The sequence below is a fragment of the Erythrobacter sp. Dej080120_24 genome (assembly GCF_036322605.1).
Lineage (GTDB): Bacteria > Pseudomonadota > Alphaproteobacteria > Sphingomonadales > Sphingomonadaceae > Erythrobacter > Erythrobacter aurantius.
This window is the reverse complement of sequence record NZ_AP027262.1, coordinates 1,536,307-1,559,411: the sequence shown is the minus strand read 5'-3', so window position 1 is coordinate 1,559,411 and position 23,105 is coordinate 1,536,307. Positions and strand designations below refer to the sequence as shown.

The window sequence follows — 23,105 nt, the reverse complement described above, 5'->3', positions numbered from 1 at the left end:
ACCGGGCCAGGCTATTCTTCGGGTGGGATCGGTTCGACCCGCAAGCCTTCTTCGCCAAGACGAACTTCCACCGGTACTCCGTCCTGTGAAAGCACGATGCCGTCGGATTCAATCCGCAACCTTGCTCCATCTTCACCCAGCGGAATTTCCTCGCCCTCGCCTAGATCGACATCAAGCGGCTGAACCGGTCCCTCGGGATCGGGTGAGGCGCTCGGACGCGGAGCAGGTAGGGACAAGGCGCCGCGCATGAAGTCCTTCCAGATGCGTGCCGGAACACCGCCGCCTGACACGCGATTGAGCGGAGAGGCATCGTCATTGCCGACCCACACACCCACCACAAGATCGCCCGCATAACCGACGAACAGGGCATCACGGTAATTCTGGGTCGTGCCAGTCTTGCCAAAATTGGCGATCGGCAATTCCGCCGCCTCCCCCGTCCCGCGATTGATTGCAGCGCGCAGCATGCGTTCGATATTCTCGTGCGTGCGGTCAGATGCGCTGTCGACCGGGGTGGTCAGCCATTCCCACCAGCTTTGCTCCTCTTGCGGAAAGGCACGCGGCTTTACGGGAAAGCGGTTGGCAGCAACTCCGGCGTAGGCAGCGGTAAGCTCAAGCAGCGTCATCGTCGAAGTGCCCAAGGCAAGGCTCGGATCGCCTTTGGTCATGTCCGAAGTCACACCCAGCGAACGCGCCATGCGGATGACGTTTTCACTGCCGACTTCGTTGAACAGCCGCACTGCCGCGACATTGCTGGAAGTGGCAAAAGCATCCTCAAGCGTAATCGTGTCGGAGTAGCGATCTCCCGCGTTGCCCGGACGGTACGAACCCGTTTCGATGGGAGTGTTCGCTATCGTGTCATCGGGTTCCCACCCGGCTTCGAGCGCGGCAAGGTAGACAAACAATTTGAACGTTGACCCCGGCTGCCGCCGCGCCTGTGTTGCGCGGTTGAACGGGGAATCGGCATAGCTGCGTCCCCCCACCATCGCCACCACTTCACCCGTGGGACGCATTGCCACCAACGCAACCTGCGCGTTGCCCAATGCGGCGCGGCTCGTCACGCGGCTTGCAAGCGCCTGGAGCCGTGCGTCTAGCGTTGTCGTAAGGGTCTGACGCGAATAGCTGACTTCCATCCCTTCACGCGCGATCGGCAGCGCCCAATCGGCGAAATAGGTGCCCGTGGGCAGATCGTTGCGGGTGCGCACGTCAAGCCGCGGGTCTGGCAGGGCATCGGCCTCCGCCTGTGTGAGGTAACCCACCTCCACCATCGCCCCGATCACGAGATCCATGCGCGCCTTTGCGCGGTCGTAGTGGTTCGTCGGCGCGTAACGGGAGGGAGCCTGCAATAGCCCGGCAAGCATGGCTGCCTGCTCTGGCCGCAGGTTTTCGGGCTGGCGGTAGAAGTAATGAAGGCTTGCGGCGCGCAGCCCGTATTGATTATCCCCGAAATAGGCATTGGAAAGATAGCGCGACAGGATTTCATCCTTGGTCAGCCAGCCCTCCAGCCAGAAGGCGATCAGCGCCTCGCGCGCCTTGCGCGTCAGCGTCTGCTCTGGGGTCAGGAAAGTGAATTTGGCGAGCTGCTGGGTGATAGTCGAACCGCCGCCATTTCCGGTCCATATCGCTCGGGCAATCCCTCGCGGGTCGATGCCCCAATGCGAATAAAAGCGCCGGTCCTCTATCGCCAGAAACGCCTCGATGACATGAGGCGGCAGCTTGTCCACCTCGACAGGCGCCTCCACCACCGCTCCGCTGCGCGCGATCGGCGTGCCGTCACTCGCCAGCAAGGTGATCTGCGGCGGGGCAATGGGTTCAAGGCTCTTCGATAGCGGAGCGGTGATCGCGAGCCACAGGAACAGGGCGATAAACAGGGCAAAGCAGGCCGCGATGATGCGGACCGCCCACCAGCGCTTGCGCCGACCGCGCCAGTATTCGCGGGTCCACCACGGCAGGCGGCGGCGCTCTTCGCGTTCAAGCGAGCTGTCGAGCTGGGACAGCCGGGCGTCCCAAGTGGCGTAATCGGGCGAGCCGGCCGGGCGGTATGCAGGCCCGTCCTCGTCAGGATCGATCGGTCTTTGCGATTCGTACAACGGGAAGAATCCCGCGCCGCCCGTAGGCAAATCGCCCCCGCCCCGGCGTTTCCAGAATCGTTCGAACAGCGCCATAGGCTACTGTATTAGCAATCTAACACGCCAAGGCGCAAGAGAGACTAGATCGCACCTTCCGGCAGATCCTCATTGAACACGCGCTGGTAGTATTCGCTCACCAGCGTGCGTTCGGCCTCGTCGCACTTGTTCAGGAACGACAGGCGGAAGGCAAAGCCGACATTCTTGAAAATCGCTGCGTTCTGGGCCCAGGTGATGACGGTGCGCGGGCTCATCACGGTCGAAATGTCACCGTTCATGAAGCCCTGACGCGTCAGTTCCGCTACCTTGACCATGTCCGCGATCATCGCATCGTCGGTATCCGGCGTCTTGGACTTGACGATCTGCTGCTCGGTTTCGGCGGGCAGGTAATTGAGAGCGACGACGATGTTCCAGCGGTCCATCTGCGCCTGGTTGATCGCCTGTGTGCCGTGGTACAAGCCGCTGGTATCGCCAAGGCCGACAGTGTTGGTCGTGGCGAACAGGCGGAAATACGGGTTCGGCGTGATCACGCGATTCTGATCAAGCAGCGTCAGGCGACCGTCGAATTCCAGCACGCGCTGAATCACGAACATCACGTCCGGGCGGCCGGCATCATATTCATCGAAGGTCAGCGCCACCGGGTGCTGCAAGGCCCAGGGCAGAATGCCTTCCTTGAATTCGGTGACCTGCAAACCGTCCTTAAGAACAATCGCATCGCGTCCGACAAGGTCGATACGGCTGATATGCGCGTCGAGGTTTACGCGGATGCTGGGCCAATTCAGGCGCGCGGCGACCTGTTCGATGTGGGTCGATTTGCCGGTGCCGTGATAGCCCTGAACCATCACCCGCCGATTGTGGGCAAAGCCCGCGAGGATCGCGAGCGTGGTTTCCGGATCGAAGACATAGCTGTCATCGCGTTCGGGCACATGCTCGCTCGGCTGCGAAAAGGCGGGAACCTGCCAATCTACATCGATGCCGAAAGTGTCGCGCACGTCGACAGTCGTATCGGGTTCGGCAGGAATGGCGCTGGCGCCGGCGAATTCTTTGGTGGCGTGTGAGTTCATTACGCGCCTCGGTTAGAACGCCAAGGCGGCGGCTGCAAGCGCATCGCACCTGCTAATTTTGCAAGTATGGCAGTGATGCTCGCCTTGAACCGCCTGCTGCCCTATATTCGGACCATGCCGGACCCCATCGAATCCCTGCGTTTGCGACTGGTAGAGCAGGTGAGAGGGGTGTTTAACGACACCAAGAGCGGGCAGAAGCCTGTGCCGATCTCCGATGATGCCCTTTTCGCGAAGGACACGCCGATCCGGTTGGTTCATGCAGACCTCGTCGGGATGATGACCGGGGGTATTCGCGGGCTGATGCTCCAGATGCTCCACCCCGAGGCGCTGCAAGGGGTGCTCGACCATTCGAACTTTCGCGAAGACATGCACGGTCGCCTTCAACGAACCGCGCGTTTTATCGCAGTCACAACCTTCGGGCATCGCGATGAGGCGATGAAGGCAATCGACCGGGTCAACCGGATTCATGCGAAGGTTGGTGGAACCTTACCTGATGGCACCCCGTACAATGCCACCAATCCGCGCACCCTTGCGTGGGTTCATGTGACAGAGGCGCAGAGCTTTCTTGCCGGATATCTACGCCATGTCCGCCCTGACATGCCCTATTCTGAACGCGACGAATATTATCGCCAGTTCGCGGTCATCGCCCGCGCTCTGGGGGCCGACCCTGTTCCGGAAAGCTGCAATGAAGCCGATGCGATCTTTCGCGAATTGCGCAGCGACCTGCGTGCCTCGCCCGCCGCGCGCGAAGTGGCGCAACTCGTTCTCAGCCAGCGCCCAAAGGGCACTCCGGCCGCATTGCAAAACGTGATCGGAGCGGAAGCGGTGGCGATGCTGCCCGACTGGGCACGCCAGATGCTGCGGCTGCAACGCCCGGTATTGACCGCCCTGCCCGCTCGTGCGGCGACCTGGGGAGTGGGTCGCACCTTGCGATGGGCTTTCCGCCAGAATTGACGGGCGAGCCCGGCAAAAGAATGCTACGATCAGCGGCGGAGGGAGAAGCGGCATGTATGTGCAGGGGTTCGTGATCCCGGTGCCCGAAGGCAACCGGGAGGCATACCGCGAGATTGCGGAGAAATTCTGGGCGATCGCAAAGGACTATGGCGCGCGGGCGCAGATCGAATGCTGGGAAGTCGATGTGCCGGATGGCGAAAGCACCGATTTCCGCCGCGCCGTGAAGGTTGAGGACGGCGAGAAAGTCGTTTTTTCCTGGGTTACCTGGGACGACAAGCAAAGCTGCGATGCTGGTCATGAAAAGATGATGGCCGACGAACGCATGCAAACCCAATTCGGCAATCCCGATGGCAGCGACATGCCTTTTGACGGCAAGCGTATGATCTTTGGCGGGTTCGAGCCGATCGTATGGAAGGAGGCATAGGCAATGGCCGAGTTCACATTCTACACCGTCGCCATGAGCCGTGGCCAGATTTCGCGCTGGGCGTTGCACGAAGCGGGCGCGGATTACGAACACGTCGTATTCGATTGGGCCACGCGGCCCTCCGACTTCATCAACATAAACCCGATGAACAAGGTGCCCGCGCTGGTCCACCATCACGGCGATCACGATCACGTCGTGACCGAGGCGGCTGCGATCAACCACTATCTTGCCGAAACCCACCCCGAATCCGGTCTGCTGCCAGACATCCATGAACGCGCCGCCTATTTCCGCTGGCTGTTCTTTGCCGCAGGACCGCTGGAGCAGGCTGTGGTTGGCAAGGCAATGGGCTGGGAAGTCCCGCCTGAACGCGCCGGAATGGCCGGTTTCGGCAGCCTTGATCTCGCGCTGTCCGCGATGGAAGGCTGGCTTTCGAAGAACGACTTCGCCGCCGGCAAACGCTTCACCATGGCGGATACCTATGTCGGCAGCCAGTTTGTATGGGGACTGCGCTTTGGCTCGATCCCGGAAACGCCAGCGTTCAAGGCCTATGTCGAACGGATCACCCAGCGACCCGCCTATGCAGAGGCGAATGCCATCGATGCAAAGCTGATTGCGGAGGCCGGGCAATGAGCAAGGGCGGATTGGCGACCTGCCTCTGGTACGAGAGCGGCGCAGAGGAAGCCGCCCGGTTTTATTGCGATCTCTTTCCCGACAGCCGCATAGACCGGGTGGATCGTGCGCCCGCCGATTACCCCGGAGGCAAGGAGGGGGATGCCTTGGTGGTAGCATTCACACTGCTGGGGCATCCCCACATGGCGATGAACGGCAGACCCGAAGGCGACTTTACAGACGCGGTTTCTTTTCAGGTGTTCACGGACACTCAGGAGGAAACCGACCGCTACTGGGAAGCGCTCACCGCCGATGGGGGCAGTGAAATGGCATGCAGTTGGTGCAAGGATCGCTTCGGCGTGCGCTGGCAGATAGTCCCCCGCGTCCTGATGGATGCGCTGGGCCACGAGGATGCTCTTGTGCGCAACCGCGTATTCGTTGCGATGCAGGGCATGGTGAAGATTGACCACGCCGGGATAGAGGCGGCGATAGCCGGTTAACCCAAGGCCCTGCTTTTCCTTAACAGCTGATACGCCTCGACCACCTTGCCCAGCCGCGCCTCGTGACTGCGATCGCCGCCATTGCGGTCCGGGTGATAGCGCCTGACCAATTCCGAATAGCGCCGGCGCAATCGGCGCCTGTCGGTGTCAGAGCCCAGCCCCATGGTTTCCAACGCTTCGGCCTCATCCTTGGAAAAGCGGCCGTCCATCGCCATCCGCGCAGAGCGTTCCGCGCGGCTGCGGATGCCGCCCGCGCGCGCCGAAATCGCTTCCAGCGGATCGTCGAAATCGGCCCAGCGCGGCATTCCGTCCACCCCGGCCCGTGGCCCGAAACTTGGGCTTTCTGTGCGCCACCCCGCAGCAGGTGCCTGCGCCATCAGGATTTCCTCGGCACTCATCCCTTCGAACCAGTCGTATCCCGCATTGAATTCGCGCACGTGATCAAGGCAGAACCAGCGCCACTCGCCCGGACCGTCAAACCCGCTAGGGCGATAGCCGGGGGCGCGAAATTCGCCGGGCTCACGGCAAGTCGGGTGCTCGCACACCCGCTCGCTGCCTTCGTGCCTGCCATGGAATCGCGTCTGGGACATAAGGGGGTTGAGAATGGCGAGTGAGACGCCAGATTCCAACCCGTCAGAAGTTGCAAAGAAGGAAAGTCAGGTCATGAGCGGTGCAGTGGCAGAGGAAATGCGGAACCTTTTGACCGAGGCATTTGCCCCGACCCGGCTCGAAATCATCAACGACAGCGCGAAACACAGCGGCCACATGGGCGATGACGGATCGGGCGAATCCCACTTCACGATCCATATCGAAGCCGCCGCCTTTGCCGACATGAACCGCCTTGCACGCCAGCGGGCCGTTATCACTGCACTGGGAGACATCGTTGGCCAGCGCGTCCATGCCGTCGCGATCAAGGCCAGCGTTCCCGAAGCATGAACGAATTCGGCAACACCAAACGGGTGCGGCGATCTGCGCGGATCATCGTGCTCGATGCCCAGCACCGGGCGCTGATGTTCCGCTTCGATGTTCCCGGTCGCCCGCCTTTCTGGGTGACAGCCGGGGGCGAATGTGAGGCGGGAGAGAGCTACATCGCTGCCGCGCGCCGCGAATTGCTGGAAGAAACCGGGATCAACGCTGATCCCGGCCCTGAAATCGCCCGCACCACGCCCGAATTCGTAACCGTGGAGGGCGAACCGGTGCAGGCTGACGAGCGGTATTTCATGGTGCGGGTGGAACATTCGGCGATAGATACCTCGCGTCACACTCCGCTTGAACAGGCAGTGATGACGCGGCACCGCTGGTTTACCCTCGCCGAGCTTTCCGCCTGGCACGAGGCGCTGTTTCCCGAAAATCTGGCCGAGATGATCGCGTTGCACACCGCAACCTGATTGCCCTTGCCTGCCACGCTCGCTACTCCCTTGAAGCAAAGGGAGAGAGATATGGATTACACCGGCAAGACCGTCTGGATCACCGGCGCATCATCGGGAATTGGCGCGGCGCTGGCGCGGGATGTCGCGGCGCGCGGAGCGAATGTCGTGCTGTCAGGCCGCGATGAAGCGCGCCTTGCCGAAGTCGCAGCGGATTGCGGAGAGACGCTGATCCTGCCGTTTGACGTGCGCGACGATGCGGCCCTTGCCGATGCGACGGCAAAGGCGATTGCCTGGAAAGGCGGCGTCGATGTCGCTTTCGCCAATGCCGGGGTTTCCCAGCGCAGCCGCGCCCTAAAGACCGAGATGAAAGTCTATCGCGACATCATCGATATCGATTTGACCGCTCAGATCGCTTTTTCCCAAGGGCTTATCGGCCACATGGCCACACGTGGCTCAGGCGCCCTCGCCTTCATCTCCTCCATCGCAGGCAAGGTCGGCGTACCGATGCGCACCGCCTATTGCGCGGTGAAGTTCGGCCTTGCAGGCTATGCCGACGCGCTCCGGGCCGAGCTTTCGCAAACCGGGGTGAGCGTCCATGTGATCTATCCCGGATCAGTCGCCACCGATGTCTCGCGCAATGCACTGGTGGGTGACGGCAGCAAGCGGGGCCGATCGGACAAGGTGATCGACGAAGGTATTCCGGCTCCCGATGCCGCCCGCGCGATGCTAGACGCCATCGCGGCAGGCGAACGTGAAATCATCGTGGCGCAAGGCATGGAAGCGGGCATGGGCGAGATGCGGCGCACGCCTGATGCGCTGTTCGATCAGGTCGCGGCCATGGTAGCCGCGGGCTACATGGAACGTATGGAACAGGCGGAGTAGCCACGATGGAGCAAAAGCGCGTCGAACTCGCCAATGGCATTCATCTGGACGTGGCGGACGAAGGCCCGAAGGATGCGCCTGCGCTGATCTTCCTGCACGGCTTTCCAGAAAACCACCGCACGTGGCGCCACCAGATCGCGCATTTTTCCGACCGGTTCCGCTGCATTGCTCCGGATCAGCGCGGCTATCGCGGATCGTCCAAGCCGCAGGAGGTGGACGCCTACACGCCCGACAAGCTGATCGGGGACGTGTTCCTTCTGGCCGATGCGCTGGGGATCGAGACATTCACCATCGTCGGCCACGACTGGGGCGGAGCTATCGCATGGGGCGTGGCGCTGGGCGGCCAGCATACGCGGGTCGAACGCGCAGTGATTGCCAACGCCCCGCACCCGGCGATCTTTGGCAAGCTGCTCTGGACCCATCCCGGCCAGCGGGAGGCCAGCCAGTACATCCGCGCCTTTCGCGATCCGGCCAATGATCCGCTGATCCGCGAAAAAGGGATAACCGGGATCCTGCGGCAAGAGGTCAATTGGGACCGCCCCGACAATATGCCCGCCGAAGAGCGCGCCCAGTTGCTCAAGGACTGGGAAGACCGCGATGCGTGCTTCGGTATGCTCAATTATTACCGGGCTAGCCCGATGGTGGTGCCGACAATGGAGGAACCGTTCGAGCTTCCGGCGGAGTTCACCGCACCTGCGCTGCCCAACCTGACCATTCCCACGCTTGTCATATGGGCGCTGGACGATCTGGCGCTTCCTGCGGAAAACCTTGAAGGGATGGAGGAAATCATCGCCCCGCTCACCATCCACAAAGTGCCGGATTGCGGGCATTTCGTTCCGTGGGAAGCCCCGGAAGCGGTGAATGCGGCGATGGAAGCTTTCCTGCTCAGCTAAGCTGGCGGGTTTTGATCAACCGAGCCAATGCACCCAGGCACCGTGAGGGTGCGCAAAGGCAAGCAGGGTCGGTTCACCGTCTCCGGGCTTTCCTGTCCAAAGGCGAACGTGAAGTTCATGCCGAAATGTCGCCGGGTCCGTCTCAAGGCTGATCCACGCAAGGGGCTTGTCACGAGTTGCCTCGGCGCCCGCTTCGACAAAGGCCTGCGTGATTGCCGCTTGTGTTTCCTTGGGCATATATTGCCACATGATCGAATGAAACATCGTGCGGGTCACGCCTTCCGGTTGAGGTCGCGCTAGGCAATCAGCAACAAATTCGCCCGCGTCCTGCCGCACCAGATCGGGCGGGCATTGCTGCGCCAACTCGATCGCCGCATCGATCCGCGCCATCCGGATCATCGCATCGGGCCAGACGTAGCTTTTGAGCCGCAATGCGCTCTCCTTGTCGGAGAGATCAATCGGCGACACGTCGCAGCCTCTGATCGAGATAATCTCGAACCCGGCAGGAGCTGGCGGCGGCGATCCGTTGTCGCCGCGCCATTCGGGCTCGATGTGCATGGGCGAACTGGCCGGGCCCACTTCGGTCTCGCCAAGCCGGTAGTGATACCGCTCGAGCATCGTGTTGATTCCCGCGCTTGCGCCCAGTTCGAACAGTTCGAACCGGGGCAACGCTCTTTGCGCGGCCCATAGCAGTCCTGCCATGATGCTAGCCGAACGCCCCGCCTCATTCGTCTGGGGCGGCCCGTCCAGCCATGGCAGCAAGAGGTGATCGAATGTCTCGACGAGTTCGCAGACAAGATCGTCGATCTGACCCTGATCGGTGATCTGGCCGCTGTAGACTAGCGCCAGACGATCGTCTTCTCCTGACAGGACAAGGTGGTGAAGACCTCCTGCGATCCTGAGCGGCATTGCATCCTTCAAGGTAAGGCCCTGCCAGCCTGCAATGCGGCGTCCGGTTGCGGTATTGCTTTCCCGAACCTTGCGCAACGCCCGGATCACACGGGCAGTGCATGGCGCTCCTCCTTGATCGGCGTGGTCTGCCTGCCATTCGATTGCGGCATCGAATTCCTTGATAGCCATGATTTCGCTACTGCTCATGCCTCACCCTTCGCATCTGCCGTTGCGCCAATTCCATTGCCCTTTGAACGCCCAATCCCTAAGTCCCGGCGCGAAATGACCATCGATCTTCCTCCCTCCCCCGGCACCCAGCTCACCTTCGCCGTGCCAAAAGGGCGTATCCTTGACGAGGCCTTGCCTGTCATGGCGCGCGCTGGCGTGGTGCCTCACGCGGACTTTCACGACAAGTCAAACCGCTCGCTTTCGTTCGACACGACGCGTCCTGACATGCGCATCATCCGCGTGCGCGCGTTCGACGTTGCCACTTTCGTTGCGCATGGCGCCGCGCAGGTGGGTATCGTTGGGTCCGATGTGATCGAGGAATTCGACTATTCCGACCTTTACGCACCGGTCGATCTCGATATCGGCCATTGCCGCCTTTCGGTGGCGAGGCTGGCCGACGATCCGGCTGACCCGGCCGGAGTAAGCCACCTGCGGGTGGCGACGAAATACCCCAATCTCACCGCGCGCCATTTTGAACGGCAGGGGATTCAGGCCGAATGCGTGAAGCTGAACGGCGCGATGGAGCTCGCCCCTTCGCTGGGCCTTGCGCGCCAGATCGTCGATCTCGTTTCCACTGGCACCACATTGAAACAGAACGGTTTGGTCGAAACGCAGCGTATCATCGACATCACCGCACGCCTGATCGTCAATCGCGCCGCCTTCAAGACGGATGCGCGGGTCGCGGCACTGGTTGCCGCATTCCGGGCGGATGCAGAATCGCGCGAAGCCGCGAGTGACAAGGCCGACGGGATCACCGCGTGATGAAAATACTTTCCACCTTCGACCCTGATTTCGAACAGCGTTTTGCCCGGGTTGTCGACGCTCGCCGTGAGGCGGACAATGACGTAACCGGCGTGGTGCAGGACATATTGCGTACGGTGCGCACCGGCGGGGACGATGCGCTGGTCCAATACACCCAACGGTTTGACGGTTATTCGATGGTTGATGATGCCGACTGGATCATCACCGCTGATCGCTGCGCCGAGGCCTATGCCGGTTTGGAGCCGGAGTTGCGCGATGCGCTGGAGCTCGCGGCGGCGCGCATCCGTGCCTATCACGAGGCGCAACTGCCCGAGAATCGGGATTACACCGATGATGCCGGGGTTCGCCTCGGCGCGATCTGGCGACCGGTCGATGCCGCAGGACTCTATGTGCCCGGCGGCCGCGCTGCCTATCCGTCTTCTTTGCTGATGAACGCGGTCCCCGCCCGCGTGGCCGGGGTTGAACGGATCGTGGTGGTAACCCCCACTCCCAAGGGCAATTCAAACCCGCTGGTTCTGGCCGCTGCGCATATCGCGGGTATCGACGAAATCTGGCGGGTCGGGGGCGCACAAGCGGTGGCGGCGCTGGCCTATGGCACGAAGCGGATCAAGCCGGTCGATGTCATCACCGGGCCGGGAAATGCCTATGTCGCGGAGGCCAAGCGCCAGCTTTATGGCGTCGTCGGGATCGACATGGTCGCCGGGCCAAGCGAGATCCTCGTGGTCGCCGATGGAAAGAATGATCCTGACTGGATTGCGGCCGATCTGCTGAGCCAGGCCGAACACGATCCCACTTCGCAGTCGATCCTGATCACCGACGATGCCGGCTTCGCCGCCCAGGTAGAAGATTGCGTCGACGTGCAATTGAGCATGCTGTCCACCGGCAAGACGGCGCGGACAAGCTGGGACGATCACGGCGTCATGATCGTCGTGAACGATATCGAAAGCGAAGCGCCAGCGCTGATCAATCGACTCGCAGCCGAGCATCTCGAACTCGCGATCGACAATCCCGAAGCGATGTTGCCGAAAGTGCGGCATGCGGGCAGCGTATTCCTTGGCCGGATGACCCCGGAAGCGGTCGGCGATTATGTTGCCGGGCCGAACCACGTCCTGCCCACCGGGCGTCGCGCGCGTTTTTCAAGCGGGCTTTCGGTGCTTGATTTCATGAAACGCACCAGCTTCCTCGGGCTGGACGAAGCGGCGCTTGGCCGGATCGGTCCGGCTGCGGTAAGTCTGGCCCATGCAGAGGGCCTGCCCGCCCATGCCAAATCGGTGGAGCTCCGCCTCAAATGAATATGAATTCCCGATCGCAGGCCCGTTCGACCGCGCGCCTTGCTGCCGTTCAGGCGCTTTACCAACTGCAGATGGAAGGCACGGCGCTCAATCGCCTGCTTGATGAATTCCACCAGCACCGGCTTGGCCGCGAGGTGGACGATGAAGACTTCGAAGGCGAAGTCTTTGCCGATGCCGAAGTCGATTTCTTCGATGATGTCGTGCGCGGGGTGGATGCGCGGTGCGAAGAGATTGACGAAATCCTGATTGCAAAGCTTGCAGCGGGTTGGACGCTGGCGCGGCTTGACAAGACGATGCTGCAGATCCTGCGCGCGGGCACCTATGAATTGCTCGCCCGGGCCGATGTCCCCACTGCAACCGCCATCACCGAATATGTCGACGTCGCCAAGGCGTTCTTCGATGATCGCGAGGCGAAATTCGTGAACGGCATTCTTGACGCGGCGGCAAAAGAGATCAGGAATTAGCGTCGACAAGAGACGATTTGGCGAGGGGGATCGCGCCATGACCGAAACCGAATTTCTTTCGGCTTTGAAGACGTTGCCGCTGCACCCGGGTGCGCGCGGCCTGAAGGATGACTGCGCGCTGATCGAAATCGGCGGCGAAACGCTGATCTTCAACCACGACGTGATGGCGGAAGATGTCCATTTCCGGCCCGAAGCCAGCCTTGCCGATGTTGCGTGGAAACTGGTGGCGCTAAACCTGTCCGATCTCGCCGCGAAAGGTGCCGAGCCGATCGGCATTCTCTTGGGGCATTCGCTCGGCGGCAACGACATGCAGTTCATCAAGGGGCTGCGTGAAGTCATGGAGGCCTATGACGTAAAGCTGATGGGAGGCGATACCGTCGCGGGGACAGGGGCCAGCACTTTCAGCGTGACCGCGATCGGGCGTGCCACTTGCAATCCCGTGCCCTCCCGCATCGGCGCTGCTCCGGGTGACACCGTCTATCTCACAGGCAGGGTTGGCCGGGCGATGTTGGGGTTCGAAGGCGAGCGGGATCATCTTCAGGCATTCAACCGCCCTCGCCCGCTGCTGGCCGAAGGCCGTGCGCTTGCGCCGCATGTAAGCGCGATGATGGACGTTTCCGACGGGCTGCTGCTCGATGCCTTCAGAATGGCGGAGGCCAGTGGCGTCACCTTTTCGATCCGGCAAGAAGACGTTCCGGTAGCAGACCCTGCCCGAGCCGATGAGTGCATGCGCTGGGGTGACGATTACGAATTGCTCTTCACCCTACCCACCGACGTGCCATGCCCGGTGGCCGCCTCACGGATCGGCACTGTCGTCGAACGGGGGGCTGCTCCTTTGATGTTGAGCGGTGAGCCGATTCTTGGGCGCGACGGGCTGGGTTACCTGCACGGTTGAAGCATGACGGAGGCCTAGCCTCTCAAAACTGGTGACACGGGCGCGTTTCCGCCGTTTTCCCGCTTGTCTCCCGCTCTCCATTCCCTATGACAGGGCGCCTTGCGCCGAACGGGATACATCGAAAGGCGCATTTCCACGCACAAGAGGGGATTATTCGTGGACCTTATACTCATATCGATCGGGTTGGGCTTGCTCGCCATTGTCTATGGCATTGTGACAAGCCGCCAGGTGCTGAGCTCCAGCGCCGGCAATGAAAAAATGCAGGAAATCGCCGGGGCGATCCAGGAAGGCGCGCAAGCCTACCTGAACCGCCAGTACACCACGATCGGCATGGTCGGCGTGGTCGCGGCGATCGTTGTCGGCGTTGCGCTGGGCGTTGTCCCGGCCGTCGGCTTCATCGTCGGCGCCGTGCTTTCGGGCGTTGCGGGCTACATCGGGATGAACATCTCGGTCCGCTCGAACGTGCGTACCGCCGCCGCTGCCGAGCAAGGGCTGCAACAGGGCCTGACCATCGCATTCCGCGCAGGTGCCATCACCGGCATGCTTGTGGCCGGTCTGGCGTTGCTCGCCATTGCAGTGTTCTTCTACGTCCTCGTCGGGCCGATGATGCTTGAGGCAGACAGCCGCACCGTGATCGACGGTCTCGTCGGTCTTGCCTTTGGTGCGTCGCTGATCTCGATCTTTGCCCGTCTGGGTGGCGGTATCTTCACCAAGGCCGCAGACGTCGGCGCCGACCTCGTCGGCAAGGTCGAAGCCAGCATTCCGGAAGACGATCCGCGCAACCCGGCAACCATCGCCGACAACGTGGGCGACAACGTCGGCGACTGCGCCGGCATGGCCGCTGACCTGTTCGAAACCTATGTCGTCACCGTCGGTGCGACCATGGTTCTCACCGCGCTTCTGTTCGCTGAACAGCTTGGCGAAATGCTCCTGCCGCTCATGGCACTGCCGCTTTTGATTGGCGGCGCATGTATCGTGACCTCGATCATCGGCACCTATTTTGTCCGTCTCGGCAATGGCACCAATGTCATGGGCGCGATGTACAAGGGCTTCATCGTCACCGCCGTTCTGGCCATTCCGCTGATCTGGTTTGCCACGCAGTTCGCGCTTGGCACCGTTGGGGCGGACATGAGCACGGTTCTGGGGACCGGCCCGGGTGGCGTTGAATTCCACGGCCGTGACCTGTTCTATTGCTCGCTCATCGGCCTTGCGCTGACGGGCATCATCATCTGGATCACCGAGTATTACACCGGCACGGCCTATCGTCCGGTCCGCTCGATCGCCAAGGCATCGGAAACGGGCCACGGCACCAACGTTATCCAGGGTCTGGCCATCAGCCTTGAATCGACCGCACTGCCGACCATCGTCATCATTGCGGCGATTATCGGTGCGTACCAGCTCGCAGGGCTGATCGGTCTGGCATACGGCGCAACCGCGATGCTGGCTCTGGCTGGCATGGTTGTCGCGCTCGACGCCTATGGTCCGGTGACCGACAACGCTGGCGGCATCGCCGAAATGGCCGGCCTCGACGAAAGCGTTCGTGAAAAGACCGACCTGCTCGACGCAGTTGGCAACACCACCAAGGCTGTGACCAAGGGCTATGCCATCGGTTCGGCCGGTCTCGCAGCGCTCGTGCTGTTCGCTGCCTACACCGCTGACCTTCGGGCGTATTTCCCGGATGCCAACGTCGATTTCGGTCTCGAAAATCCGTATGTGATCGTCGGCCTGCTGCTCGGCGCATTGCTGCCGTATCTGTTCGGCGCGATGGGCATGACCGCGGTTGGTCGTGCTGCGGGTGACGTGGTTGTCGACGTGCGCGATCAGTTCGCCAAGGATCCGGGCATCATGGCCGGCACCAGCCGTCCGAACTACGCCCGCACGGTGGACCTGGTGACCAAGGCTGCGATCAAGGAAATGATCATCCCGTCGCTGCTTCCGGTTCTTGCTCCGATCGTGACCTACTTCGTGATCTATGGCCTTGCCGGTCAGGAAAACGCCTTTGCCGCGCTTGGTGCGCTGCTGCTGGGTGTTATCGTCGGCGGTCTGTTCGTCGCGCTTTCCATGACCGCCGGTGGCGGCGCATGGGACAATGCGAAGAAGTACATCGAAGACGGCAACCACGGCGGCAAGGGCTCCGAAGCCCACAAGGCTGCCGTGACCGGCGATACCGTTGGTGACCCGTACAAGGACACCGCCGGCCCGGCCGTGAACCCGATGATCAAGATCACCAACATCGTTGCCCTGCTGCTGCTCGCAGCGCTCGCGGCACAGGCTGGCGTGCACTAAGCACGATAGCCTCATACGGCTAACGGAAACCCCGTCCGGTTCATTCCGGGCGGGGTTTTCTCTTGCCTCATGCCTTGTGCCGCGATCGGACAGCTACGGCGATGCAAGCGCTTTATTAACAGTGATATGCGATATGCGCTCCAGTGGTCGCCAGCCCGGCGGCCTGACGGGACAAGACGATGGATATGGCGAGCTCGCCAGATCTCACAATCATGCAACGGGATGCCGCTTTTCGAGCAGTCGCGGCAGCCGGTGTGGAACTGCGCCTTGTGTCCGGGGCGGATGCCGCTGACCCGCAGTTCGCGCGCGAATGGGATGCCCTTGCGGCGCGAGCGAGCGAACCCAACCCGTTCTTCGAACGCTGGTTTCTGCTGCCCTCGCTCAAGCATCTGGGTGCGGACTCGCGAGTGAACATCAAGACACTTCGGATTGATGGCGAACTGCTCGGCTTGCTCCCCGTCTCGCGCGTCTGGAACTACTACGGATACCCCCTCCCGCATGCCAGCGTGTGGCTGCATGCCAACGCCTTTTGCGGTGCCCCGCTGGTCGCTCGTGGGTTTGAACAGGCATTCTGGGATGCTCTTCTCGACCATTTCGACCGGCACTCGCGCAAGGCGGCATTTCTGCACCTGCCGCATTTGCCGGCAGAGGGGCCGGTGCATGCCGCGCTGGACCATGTGCTGCGCGAAACGCGCCGCCCGGCCTTCCGTGTCGACACGCTCGAACGGGCCATGCTCGCTGGCGATTGCGACGCCGAAACCTATCTGAACACCTCCATGAGCGCCAAGAAGCGCAAGGAACTTCGCCGCCAGCGCAAGCGGTTGGAAGACGAGGGATCGCTGTCATTCGAGCGCGAGAACGGCCTCGACGGGATCGAGCAATGGATCGCCGATTTCCTCCGCATCGAGGCCGCCGGATGGAAGGGCGAGGCAGGCTCGGCACTGGCCAACGCGCCTGCAACTCAGCGGTTCTTCACCGAAACCCTTGTCGAAGCTGCACGTGCAGGCCGGTTGGAGCGGCTCTCGCTAAAGCTCAATGGCAAGGCAATTGCCATGCTCGCCACCTTCTTGGCGCCACCCGGAGCATACAGCTTCAAGACCACGTTCGACGAAGCCTATGCCCGCTTTTCCCCCGGCCTGCTGTTGCAGCTTGAGAACCTTGACCTGCTCACCCGCCCCCGCATCGAATGGGCGGATAGCTGCGCGGTCGAGGGGCATTCCATGATCGAGCGCATCTGGCGCGAGAAACGGCGGCTCGTCAGCCGCAACATCGCAATTGGCGGACCATTGCGCCGGGCCGCTTTCCGAACACTCATGGCATACGAGACCAGAGGACGAACCCAAGCATGAACGCTCCCAGCAAGCATTGGCCCACCACCGACCAGCGCCACCACGCGCTTGTCACCGACATCTTCGACGCAACAGCGCGGATGGAGTTCGCCCAGAGCTATCCCGAAGTGCCGCACAAGCTGCGCCACGCACTGGACCGCCACCCGTTGCTTGACCTTGAAGCGCTGGCGCAACTTGCCGAAAGCTTGCCCGAGGCAAGCATCGAGTTCAACCGCGGCGACCTGCCGATCGGCATCGACGACAAGCCAGGTGAGACCGGCCTGTCGATCGGGGAGACGATCCGGCAGGTGGGTGAAGCGAACAGCTGGGCCGCGCTCAAGAACATCGAGCAGGTCCCCGCCTACGAGGAACTGCTGATGGAGCTGCTGGGCGAGCTCCGTGACGAGATCGAAGCCAAGACCGGCGCGATGCTGACCCCGCAGGGCTTCATCTTCATCTCCAGCCCTAACGCGGTCACGCCCTACCACTTCGATCCGGAGCACAACATCCTGCTCCAGATCAGGGGCAGCAAAGTGATGACCCAGTTCCCGGCGGGTGATGCCCGTTTCGCCCCGGACGAGGTGCACGAAAGCTACCATTCGGGCGGCCCGCGCGAGCTCAAGTGGGACGATAGCTACATGGACCAAGCCCGCGCCTTCGCGCTCGGCCCCGGCGATGCGGTATTCGTGCCGGTGATGGCGCCGCATTTCGTGCAGAACGGCCCGGCCAGCTCTGTCTCGCTGTCGATCACATGGCGCAGCGAATGGAGCTATGCCGAAAGCGATGCACGCGGGCTCAACCACCTGCTGCGCCAGCGCGGGTTCTCGCCGCGCGCTACGGGCCGCTGGCCGATGAGTAACGCACCCAAGGCCTATGCCTTCCGCGCTCTGCGCAAGCTGGGTCTTGCCCGATAGCCAGTTGACGGGTCGCGCGCCGCTGCGCATTGCGCAATTCATGGATGACACACCCGATAACCAGCGGCTCGTCGACGGGCTTGTGAAGCTCCTCACGGTCGAGAAGCGCGCTTCCGACATTTACGCCGGACGTCCACAGAAGGGCGGCGTGGGCCGCGTGTTCGGCGGACAGGTTCTCGCGCAAGCGTTGCAGGCGGCGCAGGCTAGCGTTGTCGACGGCAAGAGCGCGCATTCGCTTCACGCCTATTTCCTGCGCGGCGGGCGCGAGGGAGCGCCGATCGAATACCGGATCGAGCGCGATTTCGACGGGCGCAGCTTCGCCAACCGACGGGTGGTCGCCTCTCAGGAGAACGAGGACGGCACCTCCAGCCCGATCCTCAACCTCACCGCCAGCTTCCAGACCCCGGAGGATGGCCTTGAGCATGACGATTCGCCCATGCCCGATGTCCAGCCGCCCGAGGAGCTGAAGTCCGACATGGAGATGCGCCGCGCAATGGCCGACAAGATCGGGGACAAGCTGTCCGAGGCACAGCGCGCGCTGATGCTGCGCCCTCGCCCGATCGAGATGCGCACTATTGACCGGCTGCACTGGATGAACAGCGAACCGCGCGAGCCGCGAGCGCACACATGGTTTCGCACCGCCGCGCCGCTGCCCGACGATCCGAACCTGCACCGCGCCGTCATCACCTATGCCAGCGACTTCACGCTGCTGGGGACGAGCGCGCTGCCGCATGGCCTGAGCTGGATGCGGGGCGAACTGGTGGGCGCGAGCCTTGACCATGCGATCTGGTTCCACCGCGAAGCGCGCGCCGACGAGTGGCTGCTCTACGCCACCGATGCACCCTGGAGCGGCGGCGGGCGCGGCTTCAACCGGGGCCGCATCTTCAACCGCGCGGGCGAACTGGTCGCCAGCGTCGCGCAGGAGGGGATGATGAGACGCCGCGCTCAAGCAGCGAAGCGTTAGCGCGAACAAGGACTCCTGTTTGGCGCACCCGCATCCGCGGGTGCGTCCTCGCTAGACGCGCAGCAGAGCTGCGCCCGCTGCGGGCGGGCGGTCGCCCTTGCGGCCCTGCGGGCCGTTCCAGCGATTCCCAACAGGCTGGAACAGGTGGAACACGGTCCAAGGGATAAACCCCAAATTCTGTCACCATTGGCGCGCAATGTGTCACCATTGGCGCAAGAGTGTCACCTTATCCGGGCAAAGTGTCACCCCAACGGGGCAAAGCGTCACTCTTTCACGCGCCAAAGTGTCACCTTTGCACGGGGGCAAGTGTCACCCTGTTTGAAGGGTGTGCGGGACTGACGATGGCAAAGAGCGGGCGCGGGTAATACCGGGGCGGCGCGATGTAGGAAAATCTGCGGCAGGCGGCCAGAATTTCGGCACCTTGCAGGCGGGATCGCCATGCGCCCACCAAAACCACCAATCTGTCGGCATAAATTCTCTCATTGAATTCATGGCGCTGTCGGCAAAGGGTTGAAACACACCCTGCTCAAGCCCGCTATTGCGAGACAAAGCCGGCCCCAGTCGCTAACCTGTCAAACGGGTCGCATGGAATTGCTGGGGGGCGATCCAAATGAAAAACAAGTTGGCGGCTTTTGCCGCGTGTTCTGTTGTGGCGGCGTTAGCGTTGTCGGCAGGTGCTGAGGCACAATCAAATTCACCACATTATGAATTGTCGGTCGAGCGGATAAGCGACGAGGTCTACAATCCGTGGACCCGGAAAATGGATGCCGTCGAGCTGCGCGCATTTCAGGGAAAAGGCGGAGAAGGCCTGGTCGCGCCGGTTATGCGGGTGAACCCGGGACAGGTTTTCAGCTTGACGGTCGACAACAATCTTGAGCCCTGCTCGGCGGAGCAGATCGCCCAGAACCGATGCTATAATTCCACCAACATCCATACGCACGGACTTTGGATTTCGCCCAGCGGGAACAGCGATAATGTGATGCTGTCCATCGATCCAGGCGAGCGGTTCGAATATGAATTCGTCATTCCACCTGACCATCCTTCGGGGACGTTCTGGTACCACCCGCACATGCACGGCGCGACGAGCATTCAGCTTGGGTCCGGCATGGCTGGCGCGCTCATCATAGATGGCGACAGGGTTCCAACGCCAACTTCACCGGGCGACATCGATATTCTCTTCAACGACGGCGAAGGGAACGCCTTTGGCGAACAGATCATGGTGTTCTCCCAGATTCAGTACGGCTGCTTTGAGGAGGGCGAAGCCAGAAGGCGTCCAAACCCTGATATTGCCCCTTGGGATCTTCCACCTTGGGAATGCGAAGACGGTGAAGTCGGTACAGTCGACAGTTTCAGGTTATTCAATCCGTTTCCGGAAATGACATCGGGTCGGCTGACCGGGGTCAATGGCAAGGTCCAACCCACGATTACGGGCATCGAGACGGGCCGGTTTCATCGCCTTCGGATGATCCATGCAGGGCTTCGCCGCTCGGTTGACATGAGCATCCGCAAACTGGCCGAAGGCGCCCCGGATCTTAGGGATGTCGCCGGGCGCGACCAGAACAAGTGGATTGCCGAATATTGCACGGGTGATCCGATTGAACAGTTCCATTTTGCCGACGACGGATTGACGCGTTATTCGATGAGGAAGGTCGAAAGCTCAAGGCTGACCGCCGGCTCGCGGTTCGATGCCTTGGCCTATTTTGAAGAGCCGGGCTCCTATTGCGTCATCAACAATGCCGTCTGGGGCAGAAACCCAAATCAGAAGCGCATCCTCGCCATGTTCGAGGTTACCGGAGAGGCTGCTCCGGCAGGGAACGTCACGGAATTGCTTGCGGAGACGCTGATCGAGGCTGCGGAACTGAAGATTGATGACCCGGAGGTCAGCAGCAAAGTTATTGCTGATCTGAAGGATGACTTTTCGCTCTATTCCTTTGCATGGCGCAAGCCGGTGCTCGATGATGAGATTACCGGCCGGCAGCAGGTCACCTTCAGCATTGTCGACAATGATGATGGCTCAGCGGTCCTGAGCATCGACGGCGTTCCCTACGAACATGCGCGTGTCGACAGGACGTTGACCCTCGGCGATGTGGAGGAATGGGAGATCACGTCGAATGTAGGGTCTCACCCCTTCCACATTCACGTGAATCCGTTTCAGGTTGTCGGTATCTTCGATGACGAGGGGCGTGATGTAACCATCGAAGGGACAGAGGCCTACGATCCAGACTATGCAGACATGCTGGGAGGCTGGCGTGACACGGTGTACGTGAAGCGCAATTACCGGATCGTCATACGCACCCGCTATCGCCGCTATGTCGGCGACTTTGTGATGCATTGCCATTTCGCCTCGCATGGCGATGAAGGCATGATGCAGAATATTAGAATACAAACACGGGGCGATCGGGCCGCGGGAATGACACATCACTAACCCGCGATGACGAGAGCAGGCGCTGGCCCGATCGCTGGCGCCTGCATCGCTAGGGCTATGAACCGATCCGGACCGGCATCAAATTGATGATCGCGAGGAACGGGTGCGCGGCCCGGTCGGGAGCGCCATCGGCGACCAGCTTCAGATCGCGGCGGAGCATTTCCTCGATCAAAATCTGCAATTGCAACTCGGCAAGACGCGCACCGACACAGCGGTGAATGCCGTAGCCGAAGGACAGATGCCGCCGTGCATTGGGCCGGTCGACCAGAAACAGCTCACCATCGGGAAACAGCCGCTCTTCCCGATTGGCAGAAACGTACCAAAGCACCAGCTTGTCGCCCTTGCGAATGTGGTGGCCCCTGAACTCCGTATCCTCCAGCGCAGTGCGGCGCATGTGCAGCGCGGGGCTGTGCCAACGGATCACCTCGCTGGCGGCATTGGCGATCAAGGACGGGTCGGCGCGCAGGCGCTCCCATTGTTCGGGCCAGCGGGTAAAGGCATCGGCCAATGCCGACATGGAATTGCGGGTGGTGTCGTTACCGCCGACGATCAACGTCGCCATGTTGCCCATGAATTCGGCCGCATCCATCTCGCCGAAGTTGCCGGAATGGATCATCATCGAAAGCAGATCGGGAGCGGGCGGCGCGGCAAGCCGTTCCTGCCACAGCTGGTGGAAGCGTCCGGCCATCTCAAACATCACCGCAGCGCGTTCCTGTGGACGGTTGGCGATCATGTCGAGCGAGGTGATCGCATCCGACCAGACGCGCAAACGGTCCCTTTCCTCCCACGGGAAATCGAACAGGATGGCCAGCATGTCGATCGTCAAAGGGATGGAGACGCGCCCCGTCCAGTCAAACCCTTCTCCGCGCGGCAGCGCGTCAAGGCAGGCGGCGCTGCGCGCCCGGATCGAATCCGAAAGCCGGGTCATTTCCGAAGGGGTAAAGGCCGGCGCGATGGTCCGACGCTTTTGCGCGTGGTGCGGCGGGTCCATCATGATGAAGGATTCAAGATAGGCCGCTTCGGCAGGGTTCACGTCGATGATCGACACCCCGCCATGCTTTGCCTCCGAAGAAAACAGTGCGGGCTGCGCTTCGATCGCGACAATGTCGTCATACAGGCTGACTGACCAGAAAGGACCGAAGGCGCTGTCGGCGCACCAGTGGATCGGGGCCTCATGCCGCAGCCGGGTGAACATCGCGTGGGCGCTGCCATCGGCAAAGCGTTCCGGAATGCTGGGATCGAGCGTGTCGGGGCGGACAGCGAGGTCAAGCGTCATCGGGTGCAGTCCTTTAAGCTTTGATGTTGCGCGCCATGCGCTCAAAAAAATTGCCAAGCTGTGCGAGTTCGCTTTCGTCGAAACCGGCGAACAGTTCGGCGTAGATTTCGTCGATCGTCTCGCGCAGGCTGCCGAGCAAGGCCTTCGCGGATGCGGTCGGCAGGATGCGCCAGACGCGGCGGTCGCTTGGGTGCTGGCTGCGTTCGATCAGCCCGCGCGCCTGCAGCGCATCGATGGCCACGCCGACACTGGCGCGTTCGATTTCGAGATGCCGGGCGAGTTCGGTCTGGGTCAGCCCTTCCTGGCGCAGGACATAGGCGAGCAGACGCCATTGAGTGCGGCTTAGCCCCTGATCCTGCAGGGCATCGTCGATGATCCGGCGCAGCTGGCGCGGCAGGTCCTCCAGCCGGAACGTCAGCGTGTCGAGCGGGGTGAGGATCGGCGAATCGCCCGGAGTGGATGAGACAAGTTTCATGTTAGAAACATATAATCTGCTTTCATATTGTCAACTGTCTTACAATATTCACGGAATGCCGCGCCGTTTGCTGACGTCGGGGCCTA

The 23,105-nt window shown here is 61.8% G+C and carries 23 protein-coding genes; 17 read left to right on the top strand and 6 right to left on the bottom strand.

Translation table 11 applies throughout. The annotated features are described in order from the left end of the window. Nucleotides 1–11: 11 nt before the first annotated feature. Nucleotides 12–2,162 (bottom strand): transglycosylase domain-containing protein, encoded by a 2,151-nt coding sequence (locus AABA34_RS07400; protein ID WP_338304555.1) that lies wholly within the window; start codon nucleotides 2,160–2,162, stop codon nucleotides 12–14. A gap of 44 nt (nucleotides 2,163–2,206) precedes the next feature. Beyond that, the gene (gene cobS / locus AABA34_RS07395; RefSeq protein ID WP_034952761.1) at nucleotides 2,207–3,187 is read right to left on the bottom strand and encodes a cobaltochelatase subunit CobS; all 981 of its coding nucleotides are present in this window, start codon (nucleotides 3,185–3,187) and stop codon (nucleotides 2,207–2,209) included. Between the two features lie 114 nt (nucleotides 3,188–3,301). On the opposite strand from cobS, the gene AABA34_RS07390 reads away from it, so the two are divergent. Genes AABA34_RS07390 through AABA34_RS07375 form a run of 4 tightly spaced genes read left to right on the top strand, consistent with a single transcriptional unit; the run spans nucleotide 3,302 to nucleotide 5,674 of the window. After that, nucleotides 3,302–4,141 carry an oxygenase MpaB family protein gene (locus tag AABA34_RS07390; RefSeq protein ID WP_338304710.1) on the top strand — a complete coding sequence of 280 codons (840 nt, stop codon included), beginning with the start codon at nucleotides 3,302–3,304 and terminating at the stop codon, nucleotides 4,139–4,141. 52 nt (nucleotides 4,142–4,193) lie between these two features. Next, nucleotides 4,194–4,565, top strand: coding sequence for a DUF1428 domain-containing protein (locus tag AABA34_RS07385; RefSeq protein ID WP_252260385.1), 372 nt, complete (start codon nucleotides 4,194–4,196; stop codon nucleotides 4,563–4,565). 3 nt (nucleotides 4,566–4,568) lie between these two features. Then, nucleotides 4,569–5,195, top strand: a complete 627-nt coding sequence (locus AABA34_RS07380; protein ID WP_338304554.1) for a glutathione S-transferase family protein — start codon at nucleotides 4,569–4,571, stop codon at nucleotides 5,193–5,195. Beyond that, on the top strand, nucleotides 5,192–5,674 hold the full coding sequence (locus AABA34_RS07375; protein WP_338304553.1) for a VOC family protein: 483 nt from the start codon (nucleotides 5,192–5,194) through the stop codon (nucleotides 5,672–5,674). Before AABA34_RS07380 ends, AABA34_RS07375 begins: the two co-directional genes overlap by 4 nt. Here AABA34_RS07375 and AABA34_RS07370 read toward each other — a convergent pair. Beyond that, nucleotides 5,671–6,264: a DnaJ domain-containing protein gene (locus tag AABA34_RS07370; protein WP_338304552.1), complete on the bottom strand. Its 594-nt coding sequence runs from the start codon at nucleotides 6,262–6,264 to the stop codon at nucleotides 5,671–5,673. The two genes, AABA34_RS07375 and AABA34_RS07370, sit on opposite strands and share 4 nt — an antisense overlap. Nucleotides 6,265–6,337: 73 nt before the next feature. Between AABA34_RS07370 and AABA34_RS07365 the strand changes: the two genes are divergently transcribed. From AABA34_RS07365 to AABA34_RS07350, 4 genes are read left to right on the top strand one after another with little or no spacing between them, the layout of a single operon-like run. Beyond that, nucleotides 6,338–6,610, top strand: coding sequence for a BolA family protein (locus AABA34_RS07365; RefSeq protein ID WP_338304551.1), 273 nt, complete (start codon nucleotides 6,338–6,340; stop codon nucleotides 6,608–6,610). After that, a complete protein-coding gene (locus AABA34_RS07360) occupies nucleotides 6,607–7,062 on the top strand; it encodes an NUDIX hydrolase (RefSeq protein ID WP_338304550.1) in 456 nt (151 codons plus the stop codon). Before AABA34_RS07365 ends, AABA34_RS07360 begins: the two co-directional genes overlap by 4 nt. Nucleotides 7,063–7,113: 51 nt before the next feature. Further along, nucleotides 7,114–7,926, top strand: a complete 813-nt coding sequence (locus tag AABA34_RS07355; protein WP_338304549.1) for an SDR family NAD(P)-dependent oxidoreductase — start codon at nucleotides 7,114–7,116, stop codon at nucleotides 7,924–7,926. A gap of 5 nt (nucleotides 7,927–7,931) precedes the next feature. Next, nucleotides 7,932–8,819 (top strand): alpha/beta fold hydrolase, encoded by an 888-nt coding sequence (locus AABA34_RS07350; RefSeq protein ID WP_338304548.1) that lies wholly within the window; start codon nucleotides 7,932–7,934, stop codon nucleotides 8,817–8,819. Nucleotides 8,820–8,834: 15 nt separating this feature from the next. Here the strand turns inward: AABA34_RS07350 and AABA34_RS07345 are convergent, their stop codons facing one another. Beyond that, on the bottom strand, nucleotides 8,835–9,917 hold the full coding sequence (locus AABA34_RS07345; RefSeq protein ID WP_338304547.1) for a DUF2332 domain-containing protein: 1,083 nt from the start codon (nucleotides 9,915–9,917) through the stop codon (nucleotides 8,835–8,837). Between the two features lie 75 nt (nucleotides 9,918–9,992). Here AABA34_RS07345 and hisG point away from each other — a divergent pair, with 75 nt between their 5' ends. The 9 genes from hisG (at nucleotide 9,993) to AABA34_RS07300 (ending at nucleotide 21,268) form a co-directional block, all read left to right on the top strand. Then, nucleotides 9,993–10,700, top strand: a complete 708-nt coding sequence (gene hisG, locus AABA34_RS07340) for an ATP phosphoribosyltransferase (protein WP_338304546.1) — start codon at nucleotides 9,993–9,995, stop codon at nucleotides 10,698–10,700. Continuing rightward, complete coding sequence (gene hisD, locus AABA34_RS07335; RefSeq protein ID WP_338304545.1) at nucleotides 10,700–11,992, top strand: histidinol dehydrogenase; 1,293 nt, start codon at nucleotides 10,700–10,702, stop codon at nucleotides 11,990–11,992. The genes hisG and hisD overlap by 1 nt, the downstream gene beginning before the upstream one ends. A 2-nt stretch (nucleotides 11,993–11,994) precedes the next feature. Continuing rightward, nucleotides 11,995–12,456, top strand: coding sequence for a transcription antitermination factor NusB (gene nusB / locus AABA34_RS07330; RefSeq protein WP_252260459.1), 462 nt, complete (start codon nucleotides 11,995–11,997; stop codon nucleotides 12,454–12,456). 37 nt (nucleotides 12,457–12,493) lie between these two features. Continuing rightward, on the top strand, nucleotides 12,494–13,351 hold the full coding sequence (thiL, locus tag AABA34_RS07325) for a thiamine-phosphate kinase (protein ID WP_338304544.1): 858 nt from the start codon (nucleotides 12,494–12,496) through the stop codon (nucleotides 13,349–13,351). 156 nt (nucleotides 13,352–13,507) lie between these two features. Next, nucleotides 13,508–15,637: a sodium-translocating pyrophosphatase gene (locus AABA34_RS07320; protein ID WP_338304543.1), complete on the top strand. Its 2,130-nt coding sequence runs from the start codon at nucleotides 13,508–13,510 to the stop codon at nucleotides 15,635–15,637. A 185-nt stretch (nucleotides 15,638–15,822) separates the two neighbouring features. Next, nucleotides 15,823–16,986: a GNAT family N-acetyltransferase gene (locus tag AABA34_RS07315; RefSeq protein ID WP_338304542.1), complete on the top strand. Its 1,164-nt coding sequence runs from the start codon at nucleotides 15,823–15,825 to the stop codon at nucleotides 16,984–16,986. Then, the gene (locus AABA34_RS07310; protein WP_338304541.1) at nucleotides 16,983–17,879 is read left to right on the top strand and encodes a cupin-like domain-containing protein; all 897 of its coding nucleotides are present in this window, start codon (nucleotides 16,983–16,985) and stop codon (nucleotides 17,877–17,879) included. Before AABA34_RS07315 ends, AABA34_RS07310 begins: the two co-directional genes overlap by 4 nt. A 40-nt stretch (nucleotides 17,880–17,919) precedes the next feature. After that, nucleotides 17,920–18,843, top strand: coding sequence for an acyl-CoA thioesterase (locus AABA34_RS07305; RefSeq protein WP_338304540.1), 924 nt, complete (start codon nucleotides 17,920–17,922; stop codon nucleotides 18,841–18,843). Nucleotides 18,844–19,453: 610 nt separating this feature from the next. Next, nucleotides 19,454–21,268, top strand: coding sequence for a multicopper oxidase family protein (locus AABA34_RS07300; protein ID WP_338304539.1), 1,815 nt, complete (start codon nucleotides 19,454–19,456; stop codon nucleotides 21,266–21,268). 55 nt (nucleotides 21,269–21,323) lie between these two features. Here AABA34_RS07300 and AABA34_RS07295 read toward each other — a convergent pair whose 3' ends face one another. Further along, nucleotides 21,324–22,544, bottom strand: a complete 1,221-nt coding sequence (locus AABA34_RS07295) for a cytochrome P450 (protein WP_338304538.1) — start codon at nucleotides 22,542–22,544, stop codon at nucleotides 21,324–21,326. Nucleotides 22,545–22,557: 13 nt separating this feature from the next. Beyond that, nucleotides 22,558–23,019, bottom strand: coding sequence for a MarR family winged helix-turn-helix transcriptional regulator (locus tag AABA34_RS07290; protein WP_338304537.1), 462 nt, complete (start codon nucleotides 23,017–23,019; stop codon nucleotides 22,558–22,560). Between the last annotated feature and the right edge of the window lie 86 nt (nucleotides 23,020–23,105).

Bases quoted from the DNA above. Each gene is read 5' to 3' on its own strand.
- AABA34_RS07315 (WP_338304542.1), top strand. From the start codon at position 15,823: ATGGCGAGCTCGCCAGATCTCACAATCATGCAACGGGATGCCGCTTTT.
- AABA34_RS07390 (WP_338304710.1), top strand. From the start codon at position 3,302: ATGCCGGACCCCATCGAATCCCTGCGTTTGCGACTGGTAGAGCAGGTG.
- AABA34_RS07350 (WP_338304548.1), top strand. From the start codon at position 7,932: ATGGAGCAAAAGCGCGTCGAACTCGCCAATGGCATTCATCTGGACGTG.
- AABA34_RS07295 (WP_338304538.1), bottom strand. From the start codon at position 22,544: ATGACGCTTGACCTCGCTGTCCGCCCCGACACGCTCGATCCCAGCATT.
- cobS (WP_034952761.1), bottom strand. From the start codon at position 3,187: ATGAACTCACACGCCACCAAAGAATTCGCCGGCGCCAGCGCCATTCCT.
- hisD (WP_338304545.1), top strand. From the start codon at position 10,700: ATGAAAATACTTTCCACCTTCGACCCTGATTTCGAACAGCGTTTTGCC.
- hisG (WP_338304546.1), top strand. From the start codon at position 9,993: ATGACCATCGATCTTCCTCCCTCCCCCGGCACCCAGCTCACCTTCGCC.
- AABA34_RS07345 (WP_338304547.1), bottom strand. From the start codon at position 9,917: ATGAGCAGTAGCGAAATCATGGCTATCAAGGAATTCGATGCCGCAATC.
- AABA34_RS07300 (WP_338304539.1), top strand. From the start codon at position 19,454: ATGAAAAACAAGTTGGCGGCTTTTGCCGCGTGTTCTGTTGTGGCGGCG.
- AABA34_RS07290 (WP_338304537.1), bottom strand. From the start codon at position 23,019: ATGAAACTTGTCTCATCCACTCCGGGCGATTCGCCGATCCTCACCCCG.
- AABA34_RS07305 (WP_338304540.1), top strand. From the start codon at position 17,920: ATGGATGACACACCCGATAACCAGCGGCTCGTCGACGGGCTTGTGAAG.
- AABA34_RS07365 (WP_338304551.1), top strand. From the start codon at position 6,338: ATGAGCGGTGCAGTGGCAGAGGAAATGCGGAACCTTTTGACCGAGGCA.
- AABA34_RS07375 (WP_338304553.1), top strand. From the start codon at position 5,192: ATGAGCAAGGGCGGATTGGCGACCTGCCTCTGGTACGAGAGCGGCGCA.
- AABA34_RS07400 (WP_338304555.1), bottom strand. From the start codon at position 2,162: ATGGCGCTGTTCGAACGATTCTGGAAACGCCGGGGCGGGGGCGATTTG.
- AABA34_RS07380 (WP_338304554.1), top strand. From the start codon at position 4,569: ATGGCCGAGTTCACATTCTACACCGTCGCCATGAGCCGTGGCCAGATT.
- AABA34_RS07310 (WP_338304541.1), top strand. From the start codon at position 16,983: ATGAACGCTCCCAGCAAGCATTGGCCCACCACCGACCAGCGCCACCAC.
- AABA34_RS07360 (WP_338304550.1), top strand. From the start codon at position 6,607: ATGAACGAATTCGGCAACACCAAACGGGTGCGGCGATCTGCGCGGATC.
- nusB (WP_252260459.1), top strand. From the start codon at position 11,995: ATGAATTCCCGATCGCAGGCCCGTTCGACCGCGCGCCTTGCTGCCGTT.
- AABA34_RS07355 (WP_338304549.1), top strand. From the start codon at position 7,114: ATGGATTACACCGGCAAGACCGTCTGGATCACCGGCGCATCATCGGGA.
- AABA34_RS07385 (WP_252260385.1), top strand. From the start codon at position 4,194: ATGTATGTGCAGGGGTTCGTGATCCCGGTGCCCGAAGGCAACCGGGAG.
- AABA34_RS07370 (WP_338304552.1), bottom strand. From the start codon at position 6,264: ATGTCCCAGACGCGATTCCATGGCAGGCACGAAGGCAGCGAGCGGGTG.
- thiL (WP_338304544.1), top strand. From the start codon at position 12,494: ATGACCGAAACCGAATTTCTTTCGGCTTTGAAGACGTTGCCGCTGCAC.